The sequence below is a fragment of the Nostoc sp. DSM 114161 genome, from assembly GCF_052692665.1.
On the sequence record NZ_CP195141.1, the window covers coordinates 1,078,453 to 1,097,416 of the forward strand.

18 protein-coding genes, 1 pseudogene and 1 CRISPR repeat array (1 of these 20 cut by a window edge) are annotated in these 18,964 nt (G+C 42.1%); of the genes and pseudogenes, 10 read left to right on the forward strand and 9 right to left on the reverse strand.

Annotated elements, in window-relative coordinates:
- Window positions 1-566: a CRISPR direct-repeat array (repeat unit 37 nt; unit sequence ATTGCAATTAACTAAACTCCCTATTAGGGATTGAAAC) (it extends 1,360 nt beyond the left edge of the window).
- Window positions 567-1,055: 489 nt separating this feature from the next.
- Together NSTC745_RS04715 and NSTC745_RS04720 are read left to right on the forward strand one after the other, a co-directional pair.
- Window positions 1,056-1,472, forward strand: a complete 417-nt coding sequence (locus NSTC745_RS04715; protein ID WP_445636115.1) for a hypothetical protein — start codon at window positions 1,056-1,058, stop codon at window positions 1,470-1,472.
- 90 nt (window positions 1,473-1,562) lie between these two features.
- Entirely contained in the window at window positions 1,563-2,000 is a 438-nt protein-coding gene (locus NSTC745_RS04720) for a bifunctional diaminohydroxyphosphoribosylaminopyrimidine deaminase/5-amino-6-(5-phosphoribosylamino)uracil reductase RibD (RefSeq protein ID WP_445636116.1), read from the forward strand.
- Here the strand turns inward: NSTC745_RS04720 and NSTC745_RS04725 are convergent.
- On the reverse strand, window positions 1,965-2,807 hold the full coding sequence (locus NSTC745_RS04725; protein ID WP_445636117.1) for a methyltransferase domain-containing protein: 843 nt from the start codon (window positions 2,805-2,807) through the stop codon (window positions 1,965-1,967). The genes NSTC745_RS04720 and NSTC745_RS04725 overlap by 36 nt on opposite strands.
- Window positions 2,808-3,059: 252 nt before the next feature.
- On the opposite strand from NSTC745_RS04725, the gene NSTC745_RS04730 reads away from it, so the two are divergent.
- A complete protein-coding gene (locus tag NSTC745_RS04730; RefSeq protein ID WP_445636118.1) occupies window positions 3,060-4,394 on the forward strand; it encodes a TrkH family potassium uptake protein in 1,335 nt (444 codons plus the stop codon).
- A gap of 163 nt (window positions 4,395-4,557) precedes the next feature.
- Window positions 4,558-5,253, forward strand: coding sequence for a potassium channel family protein (locus NSTC745_RS04735; protein WP_096536031.1), 696 nt, complete (start codon window positions 4,558-4,560; stop codon window positions 5,251-5,253).
- A 230-nt stretch (window positions 5,254-5,483) separates the two neighbouring features.
- Here the strand turns inward: NSTC745_RS04735 and NSTC745_RS04740 are convergent, their stop codons facing one another.
- A complete protein-coding gene (locus tag NSTC745_RS04740; RefSeq protein WP_445636119.1) occupies window positions 5,484-6,644 on the reverse strand; it encodes a tetratricopeptide repeat protein in 1,161 nt (386 codons plus the stop codon).
- A 189-nt stretch (window positions 6,645-6,833) separates the two neighbouring features.
- On the reverse strand, window positions 6,834-8,030 hold the full coding sequence (queA, locus tag NSTC745_RS04745) for a tRNA preQ1(34) S-adenosylmethionine ribosyltransferase-isomerase QueA (RefSeq protein ID WP_445636120.1): 1,197 nt from the start codon (window positions 8,028-8,030) through the stop codon (window positions 6,834-6,836).
- Between the two features lie 247 nt (window positions 8,031-8,277).
- On the opposite strand from queA, the gene NSTC745_RS04750 reads away from it, so the two are divergent.
- Window positions 8,278-8,667, forward strand: coding sequence for a hypothetical protein (locus NSTC745_RS04750; RefSeq protein ID WP_096536027.1), 390 nt, complete (start codon window positions 8,278-8,280; stop codon window positions 8,665-8,667).
- Between the two features lie 70 nt (window positions 8,668-8,737).
- Here NSTC745_RS04750 and NSTC745_RS04755 read toward each other — a convergent pair whose 3' ends face one another.
- A complete protein-coding gene (locus NSTC745_RS04755) occupies window positions 8,738-9,364 on the reverse strand; it encodes a YraN family protein (protein ID WP_445636121.1) in 627 nt (208 codons plus the stop codon).
- A gap of 23 nt (window positions 9,365-9,387) precedes the next feature.
- On the opposite strand from NSTC745_RS04755, the gene NSTC745_RS04760 reads away from it, so the two are divergent.
- Window positions 9,388-9,963, forward strand: a complete 576-nt coding sequence (locus NSTC745_RS04760; protein ID WP_445638528.1) for a pentapeptide repeat-containing protein — start codon at window positions 9,388-9,390, stop codon at window positions 9,961-9,963.
- 103 nt (window positions 9,964-10,066) lie between these two features.
- On the opposite strand, the gene NSTC745_RS04765 is transcribed toward NSTC745_RS04760, so the two are convergent.
- Window positions 10,067-10,468 carry a hypothetical protein gene (locus tag NSTC745_RS04765; RefSeq protein WP_096536021.1) on the reverse strand — a complete coding sequence of 134 codons (402 nt, stop codon included), beginning with the start codon at window positions 10,466-10,468 and terminating at the stop codon, window positions 10,067-10,069.
- A 159-nt stretch (window positions 10,469-10,627) separates the two neighbouring features.
- Between NSTC745_RS04765 and NSTC745_RS04770 the strand changes: the two are divergent.
- A pseudogene (locus NSTC745_RS04770) lies at window positions 10,628-11,410 on the forward strand (Uma2 family endonuclease).
- A gap of 10 nt (window positions 11,411-11,420) precedes the next feature.
- Here NSTC745_RS04770 and NSTC745_RS04775 read toward each other — a convergent pair.
- Window positions 11,421-11,552 carry a hypothetical protein gene (locus NSTC745_RS04775; protein WP_445636122.1) on the reverse strand — a complete coding sequence of 44 codons (132 nt, stop codon included), beginning with the start codon at window positions 11,550-11,552 and terminating at the stop codon, window positions 11,421-11,423.
- A 134-nt stretch (window positions 11,553-11,686) separates the two neighbouring features.
- On the opposite strand from NSTC745_RS04775, the gene NSTC745_RS04780 reads away from it, so the two are divergent.
- Window positions 11,687-12,697: a hypothetical protein gene (locus tag NSTC745_RS04780; RefSeq protein WP_445636123.1), complete on the forward strand. Its 1,011-nt coding sequence runs from the start codon at window positions 11,687-11,689 to the stop codon at window positions 12,695-12,697.
- Between the two features lie 457 nt (window positions 12,698-13,154).
- Entirely contained in the window at window positions 13,155-14,231 is a 1,077-nt protein-coding gene (locus NSTC745_RS04785; RefSeq protein WP_445638529.1) for a ParM/StbA family protein, read from the forward strand.
- Window positions 14,232-14,325: 94 nt separating this feature from the next.
- Here NSTC745_RS04785 and NSTC745_RS04790 read toward each other — a convergent pair whose 3' ends face one another.
- The 3 genes from NSTC745_RS04790 to NSTC745_RS04800 form a co-directional block, all read right to left on the reverse strand.
- Complete coding sequence (locus tag NSTC745_RS04790; RefSeq protein ID WP_445636124.1) at window positions 14,326-14,769, reverse strand: type II toxin-antitoxin system VapC family toxin; 444 nt, start codon at window positions 14,767-14,769, stop codon at window positions 14,326-14,328.
- Window positions 14,770-14,780: 11 nt separating this feature from the next.
- Window positions 14,781-15,224: a hypothetical protein gene (locus NSTC745_RS04795; protein WP_445636125.1), complete on the reverse strand. Its 444-nt coding sequence runs from the start codon at window positions 15,222-15,224 to the stop codon at window positions 14,781-14,783.
- A gap of 147 nt (window positions 15,225-15,371) precedes the next feature.
- Window positions 15,372-17,126 carry an N-acetylmuramoyl-L-alanine amidase gene (locus NSTC745_RS04800; protein WP_445636126.1) on the reverse strand — a complete coding sequence of 585 codons (1,755 nt, stop codon included), beginning with the start codon at window positions 17,124-17,126 and terminating at the stop codon, window positions 15,372-15,374.
- A gap of 85 nt (window positions 17,127-17,211) precedes the next feature.
- On the opposite strand from NSTC745_RS04800, the gene NSTC745_RS04805 reads away from it, so the two are divergent.
- Window positions 17,212-18,843, forward strand: coding sequence for a CTP synthase (locus NSTC745_RS04805; protein ID WP_445636127.1), 1,632 nt, complete (start codon window positions 17,212-17,214; stop codon window positions 18,841-18,843).
- Window positions 18,844-18,964 lie beyond the last annotated feature (121 nt).

Consider the following 18,964-nt stretch of genomic DNA (forward strand, 5'->3'; position numbering starts at 1 on the left):
TAGATCGGGCTTGAACATTGCAATTAACTAAACTCCCTATTAGGGATTGAAACACCCCACTTGTACAGCTACACTTACCAAGGAATTGTTGAATTGCAATTAACTAAACTCCCTATTAGGGATTGAAACGATATGCTGCAAACTCAAAACTTAAAAAGGAATATATTGCAATTAACTAAACTCCCTATTAGGGATTGAAACTTCGGATATTGAGATTAATTCTAAACGCGGCTTGCGGTATTGCAATTAACTAAACTCCCTATTAGGGATTGAAACGAGGCTCACAATTGATATTAGCAGTATCAACGAGATTGCAATTAACTAAACTCCCTATTAGGGATTGAAACAGTACAGATGCCTACCCCAAAAGTAGATCGCAACTATTGCAATTAACTAAACTCCCTATTAGGGATTGAAACATTAAAGGAAGTCCCAGAGATGGCGGGATTAATTCAATTGCAATTAACTAAACTCCCTATTAGGGATTGAAACGAGCCTCCCTCTGATTTGGATAAAACTCCTAAATATAATTGCAATTAACTAAACTCCCTATTAGGGATTGAAACACGATGATGTAATCTAATTTTTTACTTTAAGCAAGATAAAAGCATTGAAGTTGTGCGTGTCTATACAGAGGGAAATATAGAAAGCATTTTAGAACTTACGTAAAAACTCTGTGAAACTCTTATTTCTTTGTGTGCTTTGCGTTCTTTACGGTAGCCTGCGGCAAGCCGCTTTGCGTCTACGTTTTTTCATGATTTTGCGTAAGTCCTGCATTTTAGAACAGGAATCATATTGATTACCGATCGCAATTACGATTATGCCGATACGCTGGCATTTTTTGGCATTTTTGCGCTATTACCCTAAGATGTAGTACCATCCGGAGCTTGTTACAGACTTCTCTCCATGTCCCCACACCATTTTCACCCATTCAGTGCATGGCGATCGCTTTGCTCTTTGGATATGCTTTAAGAAGTATTAAAACAAGGCTCCTATTTTTCGGTAATCGTATCTAAGCAATTGTAATTATTAAACTGACAACCTTGACAAATTTAATGATGAAATCCTTTTCTATTCCCTTAATGCTTGTGTTGAGCGCACTTGCTATCCCCCAGAGTGCCTATGGTAACGAAGAGAATGTCCCAAATGCAACAGGCGATGCCTACGGCGGGCTGCGCCAACGCAATGAGGCTCAAGCTTTATTGACTCAACCCGCCACCATTAATACTAAATGGAGAAATTTTAGCGGACAGACTCTTAATCTCAGACCAACTTCCCAATCTATTTCAGGAGTCCAAGACCAAGAATGTGCAAAAATAAACCCGCTGGAAATCCTCAATAACCCAGAGTCATTCTTCAAGGAATGTCCGCAGCTAACAAACGCCCGAAGAAATCAAAATTATGAGCCAGTTGAGTATTTCAAGGTTCCTAAACTCGATTCTGGAATTAAACTAACAGTTACTCAGTTTTAATAGAGAAAGTCTATTAAATAATCAATAACTAATTTTTGGTCTAGTGTAATCTATCTAAATTATTTCCGGTAAAAAATGCATGAGATATTTATGTTGGCTGCTTTGAAACAAAGCAGAAAAGCTTTGCCTGAATGTTTACCGAACCCACCAGTGGGTTGTGTAATTGTAGATACTCAAAATATAGTAGCTCAAGGATATACCCATGCCCCAGGCAAATATCATGCTGAGGCTGACGCACTTCGCTATATTGAACTTCAAGCTTTTGATTACCTAAAAATGTATGTCACTCTTGAACCTTGTTCTTTTCATGGGCGCACACCTTCATGTGCTTTAGCGATCGCTAACGATCCTCGAATACATGAGATATATGTATCTATAATCGATCCAGATCCTCGCAATAACGGTCAAGGATTGGACATTCTTAGGAAAGCAGGGAAGAGAGTTCATATAGGGTTATGCGCCAATGAGGTGGGCGATTTTCTGCACCAATATTTATTTACGCCCACACAGCAAGCCGAACCGAATTAACCCGCGCTGATAACCGCGACGCATTAACCCCAGTGACAGCGCCCCTTGGATAGTAGTCCAACCAGCATTGAGTAAACCCCAAAGCGCTTGGGGAGTAAATGCCGAATCAATTACCACATTCCAAAATGGGGCAACAGCCTGCGACCAGTCAGCAGTGCGGATATTGTTTAATGGTAATTCACGGGCGATCGCTTCATACTCTGGCAAAGAAATTACATAAGGCAGACAATACACCCGATAAATATCCTGTAAGTGCTTTTCCTCATCTGCCGTTAGTGGTGACTCATCAGTTGCTCGATGACACCAAGTCACCATAATAAACGTACCACCAGGCTTCAACACCCGATAGCACTCCTGCATAAACTTGGTTTTATCTGGCATGTGTTCGCCACTTTCCAACGACCAAACCAAGTCAAAAGAATTATCATCAAAAGGCATTGCTTGGGCATTCGCCACCTGAAATTTTGTTCTTTCACCCAAATTCGCCTCTAAGGCACGTTCTGTTGCTCTGGCGGCTTGCACGGGACTCAATGTAATCCCTGTAGCTTGAGCGTGAAACTTTTGAGCCAAGTATAAAGAACTGCCACCAATGCCACAACCTACATCCAAAATATTTTCAGCCGCCTCTACCCCCGCCCAAGCGAGTAATTCTTCAATTAAGTCAATTTGCGCTTGACGACGGTCTTTTTTCTCGCCACCATCAGCCCCATAGTAGCCGTGGTGCATATGTTCTCCCCAAATCTGTTCCCAAAGACCAGAGGAAGCATCGTAGAATTGTTGAATTCGCTGGTAAAGTGTTGCACTCATGAAAAAACAATCTCAAGACAAAGCATAGTTTAAAAAAAACATATTCGTAGGCTACCATGTATGTTTTTAATTAAATAAGGGTATTTTTACTTCCAGAGAAGCTAAACCATAATGTATCCTCTGGGAGAAATTTTGCAATTTTATCTTGGCAAGCTGTTTTTGCTCCAATTTATACCAAAATAGGCTGCAAATTCAAGCATGTCAAAACCAGATTAAATCTAACTTTCAAAAATTACAAATTACGCATCGATTATGACTGTTTCTCGCACAGTTTGTCTGGGATTTTTGGCTGTTATAACTATAGGAACTATCCTATTGATGATGCCTTTATCGACTAGCAATGGTACTTGGAACGACCCGATTGTGGCACTGTTCACCTCAACATCAGCAGTTTGTGTTACTGGGTTATCAGTTGTCGATCCTGGTACTTATTTTTCTTTTTGGGGTCAGTTGTTTATGACACTGTTGGTTCAGATTGGTGGTTTGGGATACATGACAAGCACTACCTTTCTGATTCTGCTGATTGGACGCAAGTTTGACCTGCGGCAAAAGGTAGCTATTCAACAAGCTTTAGACCGACCGGGAATGAGTGGTAGCGCCCAAGTTATCCGCTCAATTATTGCTACAACATTGATTTTTGAAATTACTGGTGTATTTTTACTTTTGCCTGCTTTTGTTCCCGAACATGGTTGGAATCAAGGACTGTGGTTAGCGATTTTTCATAGTGTCAATGCTTGGAATAATGCTGGCTTTAGTCTATTTAAAGATAACTTAATTGGTTATCAGTCATCTGTGTTAGTAGTTTTCACTATCACATTTATGATTATTTTCGGGGGAATTGGCTATCAGGTAATTTTAGAAATGTATATTTGGTTGCGCGATCGCATTCACAAAAAAACCATTACTCAAGTACTTTCTCTAGACTTTAAAGTTGCCACCAGCACAACAATTATATTGTTAATTCTAGGAACAATCGCGTTTTTCTGTATAGAAATTAGAAATCCTGCAACATTTGGTTCATTAAATTTATCTGACCAATTCTTAGTAGCTTGGTTTCAATCAGTCACGCCCAGAACTGCTGGCTTCAATACTATTGATATTAGTAAAATGACCACTGCTGGTTTATTTATTACAATTGCTCTCATGTTTATTGGTGCAAGTCCAGGTGGTACGGGAGGAGGCATCAAAACAACAACCCTGAGAGTCTTGACAAGTTGCACCAAAGCAATCCTTCAGGGTAAAGAAGAAGTTTTATTATATGAACGTAAAATAGCAATATCTTTAATTTTGAAAGCTGTTGGTGTATTAGTGGGTTCAGTAGCGACTGTGATTTTAGCGACTATTTTAATTAGTCTCACAGATCCGGAATTGGATTTTATTCAAATTTTGTTTGAAGTAGTATCAGCCTTCGCTACTGTCGGACTTTCCACAGGTATCACAGCAACTGTTTCCACAGCAGCCAAACTAGTCTTAATTATCACTATGTACGTTGGACGAGTAGGTGTTTTACTACTCATGTCTGCTGTACTAGGAGACCCTCGGCCTACTAGAATTCATTATCCTGAAGAAAACTTACTCGTAGGATAGGTAGGGGACGTGGGGACGCGGAAAAATAACAAATGACAAATGACAAATGACCAATGACTAAACTGATAAAATATACATCCTAAGGCAAAAATAAAATTTTTAATTCAAGCGGTATAACCGTTTTTTGCCCTAAATACAGGGAGCCATAATAAGGATAACAACTGTGAATCTGTCATCGTTAGGTTTTTTTCGCAGTTTACGTAAAGATAACCACCAATTTGCGGTAATTGGGTTAGGTCGTTTTGGTAGATCTGTTTGTTCGACATTGCATAATTTCGGTTATCAAGTCCTAGCAACAGATATTGATGAAAAACGAGTTTCCCAAGCATTGACTGAAGAAATAGTTGGTCATGCTTTGCAACTAGACTCTACCGAACCGGCTGCACTCAAAGAAGCTGGAATTTTTGAATTTGATACCGTAATTGTAGCGATCGGTAATTACGTTCAGGAAAGTATTATAACCACTCTCAATGTCAAAGAGGCTGGTGTACCCCATGTAGTTGCTAAAGCTTCTAGTGAAGTTCACTGTAAACTGTTACGGCGAGTAGGAGCAGATCATGTTGTTTTTCCGGAATACGAAGCGGGTTGTGCCCTAGCGCGTACACTTACTAAACCATCAATCTTAGATCGGTTTGACCTCGACCCAGATAACAGCATTGTAGAGTTAATTGTGCCTGATGAATTTCACGGCAGAACGATTACTGAACTTCAACTTCGCAACCGCTACGGCTTGAATTTGCTAGCGGTGAGCCAGGATGGGAAATTTCAAATTAATCCTGACCCCACCAAGCGTTTAGAACGTGGTTCAGCAATGGTAGTTATTGGTTGTAACAAAGATATTAATCGTTTGCCGATTTAATGAAGTTGGGCATGGGGCATTGGGCAAGGGGCAAACAGGAAGTGTGGGAGGGGTGGGAGGTGTGGGAGGATAGAGAAGAAATATTTCCCCCCTCTCTCCCCACAGTCCCCACACTTCCTTGTCTCCCTTGTCCCCTTGTCTTCCTTGTCCCCTTGTCCCCTTGTCTTCCTTGTCCCCTTGTCCCCTTGTCCCCTTGTCTCCCTTGTCCCCTTGTCACTCTGGCTTCTTGTTCACTGTCCAGAACTGGTTGAACTGGATGGTTCAGCTGAAACAGGTACATCACTGGGGCTAGCGGGCGTTTCGGTAGGAGTTTCTAGCGGGTTTTGCGTCGGAGTTTGGGAGGGAGTAGCAGTTTGATTGGCTTGAGGTTGCTGTTGTTCTTTCTTCTGGGCAATTTGCTGCATTAGTTGTTCAATTTTCTCGGCTTGTTCAATATTGCCTTGCTGACGATATTCATTATGGGCACGTTTTAAGGCTCCATTGGCTTTTTTGATGTCGCCCTGATTATATAAAGTTACTCCTAAGTTATAGTAAACTGAGGCATTTTTTGGATTTTGGCGAATGGCTTGCCGATAAACAGAAATCGCCTCAGCAGGTTGACCGTGAATTGCCAGCAAACTTGCCATATTGTTGTAGGCTGTGGCATTTTTTGGATCTAGCTGTAAGGCTTGGCGATAGGTAGCGATCGCCATCTCTATATTTCCTTGTTGTTGCAAGGCCAGGGCTAAGTTAAAATAAGCGTTGGCGTTGCTGTTATCAAGATTAATTGCTTGCTGATATGCAGCGATCGCTTCTTGTAATTGTCCTTGTTCGTACAATACCAAACCCAAGTTATACAAGGTTGTGGCGTTTGTCGGATTAATTACCAAGCTTTGGCGATAAGCAGTAATCGCTGCTTGCTTTTCTCCTTGTCGATGCAACACTAATCCCAAGTTGTAATAAGCTTCACTAAAATTAGGATTGACTTTAATCGCCTCTGCATATTCTTGCACAGCCTCATCCAAGCGATTTTGCTGCAAAAATATATTACCTAGATAGTTCCGTGCTGCACTCAAGTTAGGATCTTTCTGCAATGCTTGGCGAAAGGTGTATTCTGCACCCTGTAAATCGTTGCGGTTATAGCGCATAACTCCCTGTTGGAAAAAGCTTGCTGCTTCTAAATCTTGAGAAATTGGCTTTTGTGCTAGCAGCTTGCTTCCTGGGCGATCGATAATTGTGGGTGCAGCTAAGACTAAAAATACAGAGGAAGCAAATAGAAGTCTGAACAAGGGTTTTTGCCGACCAGAACTTCTGTAAAATAATGCCACCTTCAAAAATTGACGTAACCACTGATGAGATTGAGATTTTTTAGACACGAGTGGCATACCTGTACTTAATACTTGTATATTCATAAGTCAGAGTACCCACCACAGCATCAAAAATTACAAATCAAAAATTAAGAATATAGCATTTCTCGATAAGCGTGAAGTACGAGGTAGAGGTGCAAAGCTTTGCGCCCCTACAAATTTCTGTACCTCATTTGCTTGGGAACTGCTATAACCGCAGCTTGCAGATGATAATTGAAGCCAACGGTATTACTCTTATCCTTGACTGAGTGCTGTTACCGCTTCTGGTAAAATTAGCATTGCATCACCGAAGGAATAGAAACGATACCGTGAGGCGATCGCATCATTATATATATTCAACAACCTTTCTCTGCCAATGAGCGCACTAACCAACATCAACAAACTCGAACGTGGCAGATGAAAATTCGTAATTAAACCATCAACTACCCGCCATTGATAACCTGGATAAATAAACAAATTTGTCTTACCACAAAATGGTTCTAAATGCCCAGATTGAGCCGCCCCTTCTAAAGCCCGTACTACCGTTGTCCCCACAGCAATAATTCTACCGCCAGCTGCTTTAGTGGCACGGATTTGCTCTACTGTGTTGGCGGGAACCTCAATCCATTCTTCATGCATCTGGTGGGTAGTTACGTCCTCCACTTCCACGGGACGAAATGTGCCCACGCCGACATGTAGCGTCACAAAAGCTTGATTAATTTGGCGATCGCACAACTTTTGTAATAATTCTGGGGTAAAGTGTAATCCTGCCGTAGGCGCTGCGATCGCTCCTGGTTTTTGGGCATAAACTGTTTGATACTGTTCATCAGCAGCTTCGGAAGCAGTAATGTAGGGCGGTAACGGTACTTCACCAAAAAGCTCTAACAGTTGCACTAAAGATTTTCCTTCTGGCACATCAAATTGCAACAAACGCCCCCCAGTTGCAGCGTCCGTTTCTAAAACCGTAGCCGTGAGGAAGTGAGGGGATGAGGGAGACAAGGAAGACAAAGAAGAATTTTCTCCCCCATCTCGCCTCACTTCAAAAGAAATCTTCGCTCCTGGTTTAAAGCGTTTTCCTGGTTTGACTAAAGCTAACCAACAGTTATGTTGCCTCTCTTCCAACAGCAAAACTTCAATTTGGGCACCAGTGGATTTATTACCATAAAGTCGGGCTGGAATAACTTTTGTATTATTCATCACTAATAAATCACCAGACCGCAACAGTGCAGGTAAATCGCGGAAAATGTGGTTTAGAGGTGCTGTTTCGATGCCCGTAGTGGGAGAATTAACCACCAATAACTGCGAGCTATCTCTAGGAAATGCTGGGTTTTGAGCAATCAGTTCTGGAGGGAGTTCATAGTCATATCCAGCTACTGAACAATCTAATTCCAAATCATGTGTTTGTGAACTAAAAGTATTATTTAGATTAATTCGTGATATGTTTTGCTTCATTTACTAGTATTTGTACTGGTTTAAAAAAGTGAGTTTGAGCTTACGCTTATAAGCAGCTCCATGACATTGCTGCTCAATTTTATTTCTACACCAGAAGATAGATTTTATTAGGTAACACGCAAAAATCAACATAAAATTTGGGTAAACCTCCCCATCTAAAAACGGGGGCTTTTACCCTACCGGGAACAAGCATAGATTTACGAATATAGATATGTAGGATTGGCTTTGATCCCAAGCACCAACAAACATGGAATACTTGTATTATTTGGCTAATGCCAGTCTAACTCTGAGGGTCGTTCAATACCTCCACGCCAGACCCCAAACACCTGTTTCGTTCGTCACCGTAATTCATCAAATTGATGGCTGGGTCGTTAGGATCAAACTCAGAGGTCAAGTCTCGCCTCAAGAAGATGGTGACTTTCGGGCTTTTCTAAATGAATTAGGAATTAGCTACGAGCCACCAATGCGAGTACAGATGGCACTTTGGAGTTTGGAAGCGGGACAGTGCCCTGTGGATGTGATGCGTCGTTATCAGGTAGCAATAGTCTCTCATGGTAGCCCAGAGAGAGACGAAATCGAGGCTTTCCGGCAACAGTTTGTCCGGGGCTTAGGCTACTGCCCAGAAACTTTGGCGTGATCCGATTTGGCGATCGCTATAGTACAAAATTATTGGTCATTGGTAATCAAAATATTTTATCCGTTACCGATTAACCATTGTCATTATCAATTAAACAGTCGAAAGCTGCGGGGATGTATTCTTGCAGCTTATACTCATATCCGGCTGCTGATGAAGTAGCGAGAGCTTCTTGAGTAGCTTTAACTCCAGTCATCTTTTTTGATATTTCCCGATAGTAGACAATGGCAACATCAAATCGGCAGGGATAATCTGCTTTTTCAGGGTACTGAGCTAAAAACATTCCCGCTGTACGCGAAATTTTAGCTTGCTTTTGTGCGGTAATTGCGCTTCTTCCCCCTGCGTCCCAACTGCGCGAACTGCGGGTTTTAACTTCAACAAATGCCAATATTGAGTCGGGACTAGGGACTGGGGACTGGGGACTGGGAAGTGAGCAATTAGGAGTTAGGACTGAAGCTTTATTCTGTTTGTCTCCTTGTCCCCTTGTCCCCTTGTCCCCTTGTCTCCTCTGCCCCTCCGCCCCTCCGCCCCCCTGCTCCCCACCTCCTCCAGAATATTCGGCGATAATATCAATCTCTCCCCAGCGGCAAGAAAAGCGACGATGCAGAATTACCCAACCTGTAGATTGCAACCATTGGGCTACTAAGTCTTCTCCAAAATGACCAGATTTTAGATAATGAGATGGAGGAAGGTTAGTCATTGACTAAAAACATCATGAATTCGATGAATTCTAGGTTAAGCGATCGCATAAGAGTTTTTCAGCTCGACTCATCCCATAATGAGTTGCAGTTGAAGCGTAAAAGATATTATTTGATTTGGACAAGCATACTCAGCTTATTTTTTTGGGGAATAATTGGCCTCACAGTAACCGTCGGTTTTGCTCCCACCGCTTTGGCACTCGAATACAATAAAGAAATTTTAGTCGGGGCTGATTTTTCAGGGCGTGATTTAACAGACTCCAGCTTTACCAAAGCTAATCTTCGCCAGAGCAACTTCAGCCATACTAATTTAAGTGGTGTCAGTTTCTTTGCAGCAAATTTAGAGTCTGCGAATTTGGAAGGAGCTGACTTGAGAAGTGCCACTCTAGACTCAGCTCGCTTCATCAAAACAAATTTGACAAATGCAATTTTGGAGGGGGCGTTTGCTGCTAATACCAAGTTTGATGGCGCAATCATTGACGGAGCAGATTTTACCGATGTGCTGCTGCGTCCAGACGAACAAAAAAAACTGTGCAAAGTTGCCAAAGGCACTAATCCAACAACAGGACGAGATACGCGTGATACGTTGTTTTGTCCGTAGCTAATAGGATATGGGGAGATGGGGAGATTGGGAGATGAGGAGCAGGGTAAAAATAACTCTTAACTCCTAACTCCTCACTCCTAACTCCTAACTCCTCACTTGCCTACCAACCACGAGCGCCAATCTTTTCGCAGACAAATTTCATTCCTTTACCTGGTGAAGAATCAGCTACAAAAGGTATTTCTCCTTTTTCCTTATCCTCTTGTAGTAGCTCTCCCTCTGAGCCGTAAATCGCTATGCGATTCCGAAAAAGCCGCGATTCTGTACATGATGCATCGAATGTAGTCTCGAAGATCCCATCTCCATAGATGCCGTAAAGTTTGTATGTTGTGCCCTCAATAGTTTTTGTGTCTAGGGCTATACTATTTCCTAATTTATCGTGACCTACAGTAACATACCTTTGTGCATCTTCAGCGATGGCTACGCCAACACCTTTGGTGAACGCTGCGCCACTGTTCAATAAAATAGCGATCGCTCCCACAATGCCGCCTATTTTAAAAGACATACAATTTAAAAATATAAGATTTCATATATTTCTACCCGCAATCCAAAGGATTCTGGCAGGGTAAAAGCACTGAAATCAAGATATAGCAAGGTGTTATACTAACTTCTAATACCTTATGGGAAGCGTAAAGCATTAGATAAATTTGTCATTCAGACAAGCATGAGTGAAACACTTGCTGATATTGCCATCCCGCCTCAGTTTCCCGATCGTACTCAACTACCAGAGTCTGATAGTACGTTTGTGACAAATTTTCAAGAGCATCCCCAAACTATCATTCTCACAGACTCATTTGCTCAGCTTTTGCAACGCTTACATCCAGATGGACAATATTGTATTGGTCAAGATTGCGGTATTTACTGGCGAGAGACTGAACCGCCAGAAAAATGAGCAGTAGCACCGGACTGGTTTTATGTCCCTGGTGTCCCACCAAGGTTAGATGGCAAAAACCGTCGCTCTTATGTGTTATGGCGAGAATACATACCTCCATTGATTGCCATAGAATTAGCTAGTGGTAATGGTGATGAAGAACGAGACGCTACACCTTTACCTCTAACTGGGAGTAGAGAAGGCGCAAAACCGGGGAAATTCTGGGTATATGAGCGAGTAATCCGAATTCCCTACTATGCCATTTATGAAATTAGTAATGACAAACTCGAAGTTTATCACTTGGTAGATTTTTCTTACCACAAAATGCACCCTAATGAGCGAGGACACTACCCAATTCCTCCTTTAGGAGTTGAACTAGGTTTATGGCAAGGAAGTTACTTGAATAATCCTCAGCAATTTTGGTTGCGCTGGTGGGATTTAGAGGGAAATCTGTTACTGCTTGGTCAAGAAGAAGCCGAGTTGCAAAGACAAAGGACACAGCAAGCAGAACAAAAAGCTGCAAAATTAGCAGAACGACTAAGGGCAATGGGTATCGACCCAGATGTAGTAGAGTAATATTTACAAGTTATCGCAAGCGGAAAAACCTAGTAATCATAGGCAAAACCTGACGAGAAATTTCAACTAGTTTTACAGTAGAAGGCAAATTAGCGATCGCACCTTTCAAAATCTTGATTGCTGTTTTTGCTATCTTCTGCATGGCTCCATCTTACAATTTTTACTGACTTTGGCGATGGCATCTGCGTTCAAATGGGAACCATAAGAAAATAAGCTAATGCCATGCTTTGGTATGAAGCCAAGAAACGTAATAAATCACACTAAATTGGTTTACCCATGTCTGACGAACAAGAGCGTAATTCCGCTATTAACGCTGCTGCCAACATTAATGTTCAACATGCCCAATTACAGGATTTATCCTTAAGTGTAGCCCGTAGATTATATAAAGGTGGGATTCGATCTGGCGATCCGATTAGAACCAGAGTACAAGCCCAAGAAATGTTAGATAAAATTCCTCCTTCTCAAAGAGCAGGGATTGATGGCAAATCTATTGATGTTAATACCCAAAAATATTTATCAGATAAGCACGCTAGTCATATCAAACCGCATAGCAAAGGCGGCTCAAACGATCCCAAAAATATCAAGTGGGAAAACGCCAAAGATAATTTAGCCCGTGGCGATAAACCCATGACTTCGCAAGAGCAAATAAGGTTAGATGCTAAATGGCATTTTGACAATCTAACAGGTGCAGTTAAAGCAGGTTTTAAAGCCGCGCCTCTGGGAGCAGCGATTGGTGTAGCGACAACAGCACCATTTTCGTTACTAACCAATGCACTGCGCGTAGTTCGAGGTGAAATTTCTGCACAAGAAGCCGCTGTAGAAACATTGAAAGATACCGTAAAAGGCGGCACAGTTGGTGGTGTGACAGCGTTTGTAACCACAACATTAGCAGCAGCTTGTCCACCAATTGCGATCGCTTTAACCGCAGCCGCACCTGTTTTAGCTGTTGTTGGAACTGCGGGTATGGTTTACGAGTTTTTCAAAATCCTCGACGATCACAAACAGGCAGTGAAAATCTACTATGAATCTTTAACTCAACAAGAATTAGAAAGATTACAAGCAATTGAAAATGAACTAATTTATGAACACCAGAAAAATCTAGAGTTTTTAGCTCAAGCACAAGCAATTAATCAAGAAATTACAAATCGTCCAATTGCACCGGGAATAGAAGGGGCTATGGAACGGTTACGTGAATCAGTCGCTATTGCTCAATCTCTAGGATTAACATCAGCAGATAGTAAATTACTCCCTGATTCTCAACTTCTTTCCCTTCCTCCTAATTCCTAGAGAATTAGTCAAAAATTATATGATTTTTATAATTCCTTTTGTGTTCGGTGCTTTAGGCGCCGCGGTTGGTGCTGTTGCAGGTGCTTTTACTGCTCATGCTGCTGGAGAAAAAGACGGACAAGCAGCTAAACATCACAGAGAAGTTGCAAATGAATTAACGAATAAATATGCAAACTTAGAGAAGAAATATTATGAATTTGCTGATGATAGCAAAAGGCAGATTAATGATTTAACTCGTCAGCACGCATTAGATGAAGTAGAAAAAGACTGTCTGCGTTTAGCAGTACGACTGCAACAAAATCTCATTTCTTTAATGTGGGAAATTGATAGAGAACCTACAACAGATGCTTTAAACAGGTTTCAAGCAGCAGTGGAACAAACTAACCAAGTTCTCTACCAATTAAAAAAGGAGCGAATTATTGTTCCTAATGATTACTATGCAAGTCTTTTAAAAGCAATAGCAGCAACTAAAAAAATCAACACTATAAAACCCAACGATGCTGGCAGTAAAACTGTTCTCAGCGTTGATTTAGGCAGAATTTCCACAAAGACTTGTGTCAGTTGCGAACGCGGTAGTGTTGTGTTCGTACCTGCTAACGTTAAGCAAATGTCAATAGAACAGGTACGTGGTGGTGCTTTTGAAGTTCGTGCTATTGATCCTTTAATGAATTTGTGGCTGGAATATCAAGGCAATGGATATGCTGTAGGTCAACTGGCAGCAGATTTTGGAGCGAATCTAGGAATCGGACAATCTAAGGTAGAAGCTGCACTGGTAAAAGTGTTAGCAAGTGCTAGCTACTTTAAACTCAGAGATGATATCTCAGTTGTACTAGGTCTGCCCTTTCTTTCCTTAGAGCATTTTGAAAAGGAAAAAACACAGTTGATTAGCCAAGTAGGTGGTCCTCATGTGTTGAACTTCCGAGGCGAATCTGTTTCGCTGAACGTCAATAAGGTTTGGGTAATGCCAGAAGGCTACGGCAGCTTGCTGTGGTTTGAAGCTCAACCGAAGAAAAGCCCCGGTAGCCCTGATTTTACAAAAATATCGGTGGCGGTCGTCGATATTGGACATCAAACTGTCGATTTATTAATGGTGGATAATTTCCGATTTATTAAATATCTTTCTAAGAGTGAAGACTTTGGTATGAACAAGCTCTATGAATTGATCTCCGCCGAAATAGAGGAAGGAGATAGTCAATCTCTAACGTTGATTTCTGCTGTTAATCAACCTAGAGGTGAACGCTATTACCGTCCTAAAAGCGCATGCAAACCCACTAACTTAGACGATTATCTTCCCAACCTTACAGAGATGTTTTCTCGTGAAATCTGTAGCCGTGTGCTAGCCTGGTTGCCAGAACGTGTCACTGATGTAATTATCACTGGAGGGGGTGGTGAGTTCTTCTGGGACGACATTCAACGTCTGCTCAAAGAAGCAAAGATTAATGCTCATTTAGCAGTACCTTCACGACAGGCCAATGCTTTGGGGCAGTATATTTATGCTGAAGCGCAATTACGTGCTGCCGATCGCGTTTGCTAGATAATAGAAATTATCTTTGCTTTGAGAGAAATCCAAAGCAAAGATAATTTTTAGTAATTGAAAAAGTTGATAACTAATCAACCTTTTCAGCCAATTAAATCCAGGATTCGACTGAAAATCTATAAACTTGCTGAATTCTAGTGAAGTCGCTATCAGCAGATACGAGAGTAATATTATGATAAATTGCTGTCGCGGCGATCCATAGATCGTTATCATCAAAACCGAGATTCTGAATGCGGATACTGCGGCGTTTGTTTTTTTCTTTTGGGGCAAATTGATGAAAAATAAGGTTCTTCAGCTGACTATATATCTCAGCTATTTCTTTGTCGATCAGATAAATATCAATCTCTGCCAAGAATGCTTGAACCATTTGTAAATTCATTTCTCGACGCTCTGATTTTTCTGTCATGTAGAGCAACTCACCATAGCTAATGATGCTAATCCCAAAAGGATCTTGAGCATAGCTTTGAGCTGTTGCGACAACTTGAGGATTGTTGTTAATGAGATAACTACAGTGATTGGTATCTAACAAATACATAAATTATTAGCTTAAAACTTCGCTTTTGAGCGAGTTGCATCAAGAAATGCTAGGCATTCCTCTAGGTCATCTCCATACCAAGTACCAGCAAATTTGAGCAAGTCTTGACCTGTAAAACCTCGTCGGATAATAGATCGAGAACGATCGCCACGTTGTTTTATTTCAGCGATCTTAGCGGCAAAATCTTCAGGTGGTTCTGTTAGAGTCTCATCCTCCAAAGGAGAATCGGGCGGAGTGTGTGCTTGCTCTAAAGATGCCAGAATCGAAGCTCCAGTAGAAGGTGATTTGGTCACTTCTGATTGAGATGGAACTGTTTTCTGAAAAACAAGAAATGCTATGTATTGCTCAACCTGAGTCAATTGGTCTTCTGGAAGTTGAGCAATTTGTTGTTGAAGTTGACGGCGGCGGTCAAAGATAGTCATCGGACACCTTACAGGAACAACTGAAAATTTCATTTTACTTGATTGCTACAGTAGGAATGGTTTTGACGATCGCACATAAAAGTCAAAAAGCTTGAACAAAGACCGATCGCAACGTTGAGCAGAAACTAGCTAATCCCACTCCACCAAATACTATGAAGCTCAAACTTTAGTTTTCCAAATTTATCTAACACTCCTAAACCATTCAGTAATTCCTTGAGCGATCGCTTTTGCCATTTTTTTCTGTTCTTCTGTGTTCACCACCTGTTCAAATTCATCGGGATTGCTCATAAAACCCAATTCCAACAACACCGATGGCGCGGCGGCTGGACGTGTCAGTGCTAAGTTATCCCAAAACACACCATAGGAAGGTCTGCCAAGTTTTTTAACTACATAGTCTTGTAAAAATATTGCTAGGCTGTGGGCTTGGGGTTGATACCAAAAAGTGGCGAATCCCTTGGTTTTTTCAGCATCGCCATCATCGGGTAGAGAATTGTGATGTATGGAAATAGCGATCGCTGGTTCTTCTTGATTAATAATTGCTTGACGTTCTACTAAAGAAACTTCCTTGTCGTCCTCCCGCGTCATCACCACTGTTGCTCCTCGCTTCACCAACTCATCCCGCAACAACTTAGAAACTACTAAATTGACATCTTTTTCTAAATATCCAGTTGGGCCACTGGCACCAGATTCTTTACCTCCATGCCCTGGATCTAGTACAATCTTGAGATTAGCTAAAGGCTTTCGTCTTGTGTTCCCAATATTAGGCGGATGACGCAAAGCCAAAACCAGGGTTGTACCGTCGTATCTCAGCTTATATCCCCACTGTTGAGCTTTTTTGAGGTTAAAGGTGTATTTTACTCGTTCTGGTGTCTCCTGCTGCCAATCTAGGCGAGAAATTAAGGGGTCATCATCCAGGCGAATAATGTCCGTCTGGGCAGTAGTATTGTAGAGAGTGAGAGTAAAAGTGCGATCGCTCTGTTGTACGCTCACAGGTACGGGGACTTGTAAGGGGAAAACCATCTCTGTAGCACCAGGGAGTTGACGGTATCCGACACTGCGAATTATTGTTTGTGGCGGAACTGCACCGGGTAAAGTGCGGGTTTCCTGGCTATTAATCCAAGCTCCATAGTCTAGGCGCAACCATTCACCTTCCTTACCTGTAACCGTGGCTCGTGTGCCTTTGGGCAGTGGTGTAAGTCGAGAATAATCGGTACTTGGGCCAGTGCGTGCTACACCTGCGTCTACCGTTACCTCAGCAACTGGTAACTCTGCTTTGGAAAGAATTTGAATTTTACCATTTCCTGGTTGAGTTATTGTCTTGCCGTTGAGGGTCAGTTGAAACTGGGGTTGTCCTAAATCGCTAGGAGTTGCCACTGTGGTGCAACCTTTGTAGCTGCCTACGCTAGACTGGCCATGAGGCTGATTTTGCCCCGTCAAAGCTGCCAAATTATTTGGTAGTTGGGCTTGCTGGGGTTGGGGCAAAAGGGTAACAGTTTGATTAGCTAGGTGGACGGATACACTGGCGTTAGGGGGTGCGATCGCGCTAAAACAAATAAGTTCTCCTGGTAGTCTGGCAATGTCAGCTGCTGGAGTCAGGGAATCTTTTGCAAAGGCCAACCCCTGTGGAAGTTCAGGCATAGTGGTAAGCCTTGTCACCTTAATCTGGAGTTCTCGATCGCGGTGACGCACAGTAAACAGATTCTCTCCCAACTGCAAAGGTAAACTCGGAGAAAAATGACCAGCTTTGCTGCGCCTTATTGGCTTACCATCGATCGAAACTTGTCCATCAGGAGGTGCTGTGCCCAGAAAAAAGATTTTTTGGGCACTTGTTTGGTAGTTTGTTTGAGGAAAAACGATTAGAAGAGATGGCTCTGCCAAGGCTACGGAGGAGGTGAGAATACAGCCTAATATTACTAATCCTAAGAGGTTTTTCACAGCAAGAGTGCGGAAGATTTGATCGCAATCACTATGGCACAATGACGGGATGTATTTTTAGAAGTTGTTAGAAATTCAAACTACTATGACTAAGTTTATCTTTGTAACTGGAGGCGTAGTCTCCAGTATTGGCAAAGGCATTGTAGCAGCAAGTCTAGGGCGTTTGCTCAAGTCGCGGGATTATTCAGTGTCGATCCTCAAACTCGACCCTTATATCAATATAGATCCTGGGACGATGAGTCCCTTTCAGCATGGCGAAGTGTTCGTAACTCAAGATGGTGCCGAGACAGATTTAGACTTGGGACATTACGAACGCTTTACCGATACTTCGATGTCACGTTTGAACAGCGTGACTACTGGCTCGATTTACCAGGCAGTCATCAATAAAGAACGGCGTGGAGACTACGAAGGCGGCACAGTACAAGTAATTCCCCACATTACTAATGAAATTAAAGAACGAATTCTGCGAGTTGCTAAAAGTACAAATCCATCTGTAGTGATTACAGAGATTGGCGGTACGGTGGGAGATATTGAATCGCTGCCATTTTTGGAAGCAATTCGCCAGTTCCGTAAAGAGGTAGGACGGCAGAATGTATTATACATGCACGTCACGCTGGTACCGTGGATTGCCTCTGCGGGTGAGATGAAAACTAAGCCAACACAGCATTCAGTCAAGGAACTGCGATCTATTGGCATTCAACCAGATATTTTAGTTTGTCGGAGCGATCGCCCCCTACCCGCAAAATTAAAGCAAAAACTGTCGGGATTTTGCGATGTACCAGAAGAATGTGTCATCACTTCCCAAGATGCCAAAAGTATTTACGAAGTACCGTTGAATCTAGAGTGGGAAGGACTAGCAGAACAAGTGCTGGACTTGCTGCAAATGGAACAGCGCACGCCAGATTTAACCCAGTGGCAAACACTGGTAAAACGCTTACATAGTCCCAAACACGAAGTTGAAATTGCCATTGTCGGTAAATATGTGCAGTTAAGTGATGCTTACTTATCTGTTGTCGAAGCGCTCAATCATGCTGCAATTTCCACCTATGGCAAATTGCGCCTGCGTTGGGTGAACTCAGAAATTTTGGAAACTGAACCAGCCGAAACCCACCTTGAAGGCGTTGACGGCATAGTTGTCCCAGGAGGTTTTGGACTCAGGGGAGTGGACGGCAAAATTGCTGCCATTAAATATGCTCGGAATCGCCAAATTCCCTTCTTGGGTTTATGCCTGGGAATGCAATGTTCTGTGATTGAATGGGCGAGAAACGTAGGGGGATTAACTGACGCCAATAGTGCTGAATTTGACGCCTATACAACTGACCCGGTAATTAATTTATTGCCAGAACAGCAGGAAGTTGTGGATTTAGGGGGTACAATGCGCTTGGGACTATATCCTTGTCGCGTTCTCCCTGATACTCTCGCTTTTAAACTCTATCAAGAAGATGTAATTTATGAACGACATCGACATCGCTATGAATTCAACAATGCTTACCGCGATTTGTTGCTAAAGTCTGGCTATGCGATCAGTGGTACTTCTCCTGATGGACGTTTAGTTGAAATTGTGGAATTACCCAAGCATCCATTCTTTCTTGCTTGCCAATTTCATCCAGAATTTCAATCCCGCCCCAGTGCTCCTCATCCCTTATTTAAAGGGTTCATTCAAGCAGCGATTTCTCTGTCAAGTTCTGGTACACCAACACCATTGGAGGTGTCATAACAATTCAAAATTCATAATTCATAATTCAAAGTTAATTTTTTTGATTTTGAATCGGCGTATAGCAACATTAACTTAGGGCTTGGGTACATTTGGCATATAGGGTGCATCATTCGTAAATTTT

What these genes read in the sequence shown, in the direction of transcription:
- NSTC745_RS04715 (WP_445636115.1), top strand. Translation starts at nt 1,056, where the DNA reads ATGATGAAATCCTTTTCTATTCCCTTAATGCTTGTGTTGAGCGCACTT.
- NSTC745_RS04805 (WP_445636127.1), top strand. Translation starts at nt 17,212, where the DNA reads ATGACTAAGTTTATCTTTGTAACTGGAGGCGTAGTCTCCAGTATTGGC.
- NSTC745_RS04730 (WP_445636118.1), top strand. Translation starts at nt 3,060, where the DNA reads ATGACTGTTTCTCGCACAGTTTGTCTGGGATTTTTGGCTGTTATAACT.
- queA (WP_445636120.1), bottom strand. Translation starts at nt 8,030, where the DNA reads ATGAAGCAAAACATATCACGAATTAATCTAAATAATACTTTTAGTTCA.
- NSTC745_RS04780 (WP_445636123.1), top strand. Translation starts at nt 11,687, where the DNA reads ATGTCTGACGAACAAGAGCGTAATTCCGCTATTAACGCTGCTGCCAAC.
- NSTC745_RS04725 (WP_445636117.1), bottom strand. Translation starts at nt 2,807, where the DNA reads ATGAGTGCAACACTTTACCAGCGAATTCAACAATTCTACGATGCTTCC.
- NSTC745_RS04775 (WP_445636122.1), bottom strand. Translation starts at nt 11,552, where the DNA reads ATGCAGAAGATAGCAAAAACAGCAATCAAGATTTTGAAAGGTGCGATC.
- NSTC745_RS04760 (WP_445638528.1), top strand. Translation starts at nt 9,388, where the DNA reads ATGAATTCTAGGTTAAGCGATCGCATAAGAGTTTTTCAGCTCGACTCA.
- NSTC745_RS04755 (WP_445636121.1), bottom strand. Translation starts at nt 9,364, where the DNA reads ATGACTAACCTTCCTCCATCTCATTATCTAAAATCTGGTCATTTTGGA.
- NSTC745_RS04750 (WP_096536027.1), top strand. Translation starts at nt 8,278, where the DNA reads ATGGAATACTTGTATTATTTGGCTAATGCCAGTCTAACTCTGAGGGTC.
- NSTC745_RS04765 (WP_096536021.1), bottom strand. Translation starts at nt 10,468, where the DNA reads ATGTCTTTTAAAATAGGCGGCATTGTGGGAGCGATCGCTATTTTATTG.
- NSTC745_RS04720 (WP_445636116.1), top strand. Translation starts at nt 1,563, where the DNA reads ATGTTGGCTGCTTTGAAACAAAGCAGAAAAGCTTTGCCTGAATGTTTA.
- NSTC745_RS04795 (WP_445636125.1), bottom strand. Translation starts at nt 15,224, where the DNA reads ATGAAATTTTCAGTTGTTCCTGTAAGGTGTCCGATGACTATCTTTGAC.
- NSTC745_RS04740 (WP_445636119.1), bottom strand. Translation starts at nt 6,644, where the DNA reads ATGAATATACAAGTATTAAGTACAGGTATGCCACTCGTGTCTAAAAAA.
- NSTC745_RS04790 (WP_445636124.1), bottom strand. Translation starts at nt 14,769, where the DNA reads ATGTATTTGTTAGATACCAATCACTGTAGTTATCTCATTAACAACAAT.